Origin of the sequence: Streptomyces sp. SID14436 (assembly GCF_010548465.1) — a bacterium.
GTDB lineage: Bacteria > Actinomycetota > Actinomycetes > Streptomycetales > Streptomycetaceae > Streptomyces.
Genome location: NZ_JAAGMD010000637.1, coordinates 1 through 3,857, shown reverse-complemented (window position 1 = coordinate 3,857; position 3,857 = coordinate 1). Strand labels below are relative to the sequence as shown.

4 protein-coding genes and 1 pseudogene are annotated in these 3,857 nt (G+C 75.2%); all 5 read left to right on the top strand.

From position 1 onward, the window contains the following. A partial coding sequence (locus G3I53_RS22710) for a LuxR C-terminal-related transcriptional regulator (RefSeq protein ID WP_164438713.1) occupies positions 1–222 on the top strand: 222 nt, incomplete at its 5' end. A gap of 137 nt (positions 223–359) precedes the next feature. Further along, entirely contained in the window at positions 360–1,580 is a 1,221-nt protein-coding gene (locus G3I53_RS22705) for a serine hydrolase domain-containing protein (RefSeq protein ID WP_164438714.1), read from the top strand. Between the two features lie 93 nt (positions 1,581–1,673). After that, complete coding sequence (locus G3I53_RS22700; protein WP_031102115.1) at positions 1,674–2,351, top strand: AIM24 family protein; 678 nt, start codon at positions 1,674–1,676, stop codon at positions 2,349–2,351. Between the two features lie 232 nt (positions 2,352–2,583). Then, positions 2,584–3,639, top strand: coding sequence for a tetratricopeptide repeat protein (locus G3I53_RS22695; RefSeq protein ID WP_164438712.1), 1,056 nt, complete (start codon positions 2,584–2,586; stop codon positions 3,637–3,639). Next, positions 3,636–3,857 (top strand): annotated as a pseudogene (locus G3I53_RS22690) (polyprenyl synthetase family protein); the annotation flags it as partial. The gene G3I53_RS22695 and the pseudogene G3I53_RS22690, both read left to right, overlap by 4 nt.

Below are 3,857 nucleotides of genomic sequence, written 5' to 3'. Positions count from 1 at the left end.
CTGCGGCTGCTCGCCCGCGGGCGCAGCAACCGGCAGATCGGCGAGGAGCTGTTCATCAGCGGCAAGACGGCGAGCGTCCACGTGTCGAACATCCTCGCCAAGCTGGGCGCGGCCGGGCGCACCGAGGCCGTGGCGATCGCCCACCGCACCGGGCTCGTCGCGCCGGAGTCCGAGGGGTCCGGCGGACCGGCCGACACGCCCCGCCGCCCCACGTCCGCCTGACCGGTTCGTCCGCTTTTCGTCGCCATACTGTGGCGACCGGCGACGCTCGGTGACCGCGAGCGGTCCGCGCGCCGTCCGGCCCGGGTGACGGTGCGGCAGAAGCGGAGCGGCGGCGAATGGCCTCGACAGCGGCGACGATGCGTACGGGTGCGGTGGCCGCGGTGGCCGCCCTGTCCCTCCTGGCGGTTCCGGCGCACGCCGCCCCTCCCCCGGCCGCGGCGCCGGCCCCGGCATCGGGTCCCGGTTCGGCCCCCGCGCCCGACGCGCCCGACCTGGCGGGCCTGGAGGGCCTGTTGCGCACCGCCCGGTCGCAGGGGGCGCCGGGGGCGATGGCGCGGATCGACGACGACGGCAGGGTCCTCACGGCCGCCACCGGGGTCGCCGACCGCGGGACGGGGCGGGCCCTCGCCGCCGGGGACCGGTTCCGCGTCGGCAGCATCACCAAGGTGCTGACCGCCGTGGTGCTGCTGCAACTGGTCGACGAGGGACGGCTGAAGCTGGACGACCCGGTCGACCGTCATCTGCCGGGGCTGCTGCCCGACGACCGCATCACGGTGCGCCATGTGCTGAGCCACCGCAGCGGGCTGTACGACTACACCAACGACATGTTCGCCCGGACGGTGCCCGGCTTCGAGGCGGTCCGTACCAAGGTCTTCACGCTGCGCGCGCTGGTCCGCCGGTCCCTGGGGCACCCGCGCACCACGGCGCCGGGCGGCGCCTACCGCTACTCCAACACCAACTTCGTCGTCGCGGGGATGCTCGTCCGGGCGGTGACCGGCCGCTCGCTGGCCACCGAGTACCGCGAGCGGATCATCGCGCCGCTGGACCTGCGCGACACGTTCTACGTGCATCCCGGCACCGCGATCCCCGGCCGGCACACCCGCGGCTACCTCACCCCGGACACGGCCGGCGGGGCGCTCGTCGACGCCACCGAGCAGACGGTGTCCTGGGCGCAGAGCGCGGGCGCCGTCATCTCCGGCACGCGGGACGTCAACACGTTCCTGACGGCGCTGCTGTCGGGGCGGCTGACCTCCGCGGCGGCCCTGCGGGAGATGCGGCGCTGGGTGCCCGCGGGCCCGGGGCAGGCGTACGGGCTGGGGCTGCGGCGCCGCGACCTGTCGTGCGGTGTGTCGGTGTACGGGCACACCGGCGCGGTGCAGGGCTACTACTCCTACGCGTTCACCTCGAAGGACGGCCGGCGTTCCCTCACGGCGCTCGCCACCACGTCGAACAACGCGAAGGTGATGAGCACGATGCTGCGCACGCTGGAGGCGGCGTTCTGCGGCCGGGCGGCGGCCCGCAGCGCGGCGCCCGCGCCGGTGCCGGAGGACCTCGCGCCGGACGTCGCCCGCCACTGAACCGGGGCGCGGGGCCCGGCGGCCGCCGCATCGCGGACGGTGCTCCCGCCCCCGATCTTGGCGGAGGGCGCCCCTCCGGGTGAGGATGACGGCATGAAGGGTGACCTCTTTTCCAGCCGGCACATGGTGCAGCCCGCCACGGCCCCGGGCATGACCGTCGAGAACGCCAAGTGCATCCGCTACACGGTCGACGGCGAGATGCTCGCCCGGCAGGGCGCGATGGTCGCCTACCGCGGCAGCCTGCAGTTCGAACGCAAGGGCCAGGGCGTGGGCGGCATGCTCAAGCGCGCCGTGACCGGGGAGGGGCTGCCGCTGATGTCGGTGCGCGGCCGGGGCGAGGCGTGGTTCGCGCAGGAGGCGCAGAACTGCTTCATCGTCGACGTCGAGCCCGGTGACGAGTTCACCGTCAACGGCCGCAACGTGCTGTGCTTCGACGCCACCCTGTCGTACCGGATCAGCACCGTGAAGGGCGCGGGCATCACCGGGGGCGGCCTGTTCAACAGCGTCTTCACCGGGCACGGCCGGCTGGGGCTGGTGTGCGACGGCAACCCGCTGGTCATCCCGGTCACTCCGCAGCAGCCGGTCTACGTCGACACCGACGCCGTCGTGGGCTGGACCGCGGGGCTCGCGACCTCGCTGAACCGGTCGCAGTCGCTGGGTTCGATGCTGCGCGGCGGCTCCGGCGAGGCCGTGCAACTCGCCCTCCAGGGCGAGGGACACGTCGTGGTCCGGCCCAGTGAGGCGACCCCGCACAAGCCCCAACAGCACTGATACGGGCGGCGGTTGAGGGCCGCCGCGTGATCTGCGTCGCACAGGCAACCCCGTCGGTCGCGGGCTCGTCTTGACCGGCGACAGGTGATGCCCCGGCCTGCCGGCCGGGGCACGTTTCCGACGCTCTATACACATCGTGTATACGCGCAGCGTATAGGCGCGGCGGACAGACCGGTCCACCCGCCCGTGCCGACCCGCACCGGCGGGTGGGCGGACGGACCGAAAGGCAACGATGTACGGCAAGGCATTCGCCCCGGAGTACCAGGGCGCCCTCACCACCCTCTCGGTGAACTCCTCCCTGGACGACGTCCTGGCCGCCGGGGTCGAGCGGCTGAGAGCGGCCGAACGGGCCGGCGAGCCCGGTGAGGTGGCCCGCTCCGGACTCGCCGTGGCGGAGGCGCAGCGCCGCCTCGGCCGGGTCGCCGACGCCGACCGCGCGTGGAAGGCGAGTTACCGCGCCGCACGTGAGGCGGGGGACGGGTCGGCGATGGCCTGGGCGCTGTGGAGCGGCGGCACGCTGGCCCGGCAGCGCGGCGCCTTCCCGCTGGCCCGGCGCCTGCTGGGCCTCGCGGCGGGTCTGGGCGAGCGGTCCGGCGACGTCGTGGTGCGCGGCTACTCACTGGCCGGGCTGGCGGAGACGGGCCGCATCCAGGGTGACTACGAGGCGGTCGGCCGGCTGCACGAGCAGCTGCTGGCCGAGGCCCGGCGGCGCGGCGAGGCCCGGCACACCGTGTGGGCCCTGGAGGGCATCGCGCAGATGCACCGCAACACCGGGTCGCTGGACACCGCCCACGACCTCTTCGAGGAGGCGGCCGGGATCGCCGCGCGGGCGGAGGACCGGCGCGGTCACGCGTGGGCGCTGCGCGGGCTCGCCGACGTGGTGTCGGTGCGCGACGGGGACACCGAGCGCGCCCTGGCGCTGCTGTCCGAGGCGGAGGCCGGGTGCCGGGCGATGAAGCTGTCCGGCGCGCTGGCCTACAACCACAAGATGCGCGGCAACGTCCTGTACCGCGCCGGTCGTTGTGCCGAGGCGCGGGCGATGTACGAGCAGGCGCTGGCGGAGTTCCGGGCGATGGGCGAGCCGCGCGGTGAGGCGCTGTCCCGGCTGGGGCTGGCCAAGTCGCTGGCCCGGCTGGGCCGGGACCGTGCCGAGACCGCCGCCGAACTGGCCGACCTGGCCCGGACGATGGAACGGATCGGCCTCGCCCACGCGCGGGAGATGGTGGCCCGGGCCCAGGAGGAGTTCGTGTCCCCCGCCGACGTGGCCGTGACGGGGGCCGGGCGGTGACGGCCCTCGGCACACCGGTCGGTGCCGACCGGGTGCTGGACCGGTGCCGCGCGCTGGTGCGGCCCGAACTGGCGTCGGCCGTCGACCGGTTGCACCCCTGGGTCGGCGAGATGGCCCGGTACGCGTTCGGCTGGTGCGAGGTGGGCGGCGCCCCGGCGGCGGCACCGGGCGGCAAGGGCGTGCGGCAGGCGCTGGCGGTGCTCGGCGCCGAGGCGGCC